This window comes from Herbaspirillum lusitanum P6-12 (assembly GCF_000256565.1).
In the GTDB taxonomy this organism is placed as follows: domain Bacteria; phylum Pseudomonadota; class Gammaproteobacteria; order Burkholderiales; family Burkholderiaceae_D; genus Herbaspirillum; species Herbaspirillum lusitanum.
Window position 1 is genome coordinate 1 of record NZ_AJHH01000317.1, and the last position, 1,283, is coordinate 1,283.

The 1,283-nt window shown below is 59.9% G+C and carries 2 protein-coding genes; both read left to right on the forward strand.

Features of this window, described 5'->3' with window-relative positions; all coding sequences use genetic code 11:
• A partial coding sequence (serB, locus tag HLUSI_RS0109915) for a phosphoserine phosphatase SerB (protein WP_016833821.1) occupies window positions 1-715 on the forward strand: 715 nt, incomplete at its 5' end.
• Window positions 716-748: 33 nt separating this feature from the next.
• A complete protein-coding gene (locus tag HLUSI_RS0109920) occupies window positions 749-1,129 on the forward strand; it encodes a DUF4870 family protein (RefSeq protein WP_016833822.1) in 381 nt (126 codons plus the stop codon).
• Window positions 1,130-1,283 lie beyond the last annotated feature (154 nt).

The window sequence follows — 1,283 nt, forward strand, 5'->3', positions numbered from 1 at the left end:
CGCTGCGCTCAAGACGCAAATCGATGCTGCCTGCCTGGCGCGGCAAGTCGACTACGCCCTCGTCGAAGCGGGCCGTACGCTCAAGGATTTCAAGCTGGTGGCAATGGACATGGACTCGACGCTGATCACGATCGAATGCATCGACGAGATCGCCGACATGCAAGGCTTGAAGCCGCAGGTGTCCGAAATCACCGAAGCCGCCATGCGCGGCGAGATCGAGTTCAACGAAAGCCTGACGCGTCGCGTCGCCTTGCTCAAGGGCCTCGACGCCGGCGCCTTGCAGCGCGTCTACGACGAACGCCTGCAATTGTCCCTGGGGGCAGAAAAGATGTTGCAGGCAGTCCAGGCCGCCGGCCTCAAGACCTTGCTGGTGTCGGGCGGTTTTACCTTCTTCACCGACCGCATGAAGAGCCGCCTCAATCTCGACTACACGCATTCCAACGAACTCGAAATCGTCGACGGCAAGCTGACCGGAAAAGTGGTCGGCGGCATCGTCAACGCCGAGGAAAAACGCCTGACGGTGGAGCGCGTCTGCGCCGAACTGGGCGTACCGCCGTCGCAAGCCATCGTCATGGGCGACGGCGCCAACGACCTGGCGATGATGGGCGTCAGCGGGCTTTCGGTGGCCTTCCGCGCCAAGCCGGTGGTGCGCGCGCAGGCAAGCGTGGCATTGAACTTTGTGGGGCTGGACGGCATCTTGAACATACTGGCGTAATCACACGCATCTGCAAACAACCGGGAGAAAAGCATGGACGCGACAAGTCAAGGAAATCAGGAACTGGTGTTCGATGCCAGGCTGCAATCGGCCAAGGACCTCGCGTGGTGGCTGTACATCTTCCACGGACTGAGCCTGGTGCTGTCGCTGGGCATGCTGTCGTGGCTGCCGCTGATCGTCAACTACATCAAGCGCGGCGATGCCGCCGACACCTTCGTCTACAGCCACCATCGCTGGCAGATTCGCTCGTTCTGGTGGTATCTGTTCTGGATGTTCGCGGGCGGCCTGGCATGGATCACCCTGATCGGCATTCCGCTGGCGGTGCTGATCTGGTCGCTGGCGTGGATCTGGAAAGCCTACCGCATCATCAAGGGCTGGCTCGACCTCAACGACAACAAGGCGATGCCGGTTTGACCGGCCGAGGTGTCAAGCTGCCGTCATGGAGATGGATTAGAATGAGCCGGCAAGTTTTTAGCACCATCAGCAACTGGAAATAATGAAAAGAGAGGCGACAGCATGAATAAAGTCTATCCATCTGCCATCCTATGCGGCTGCGCCATATGTGGCG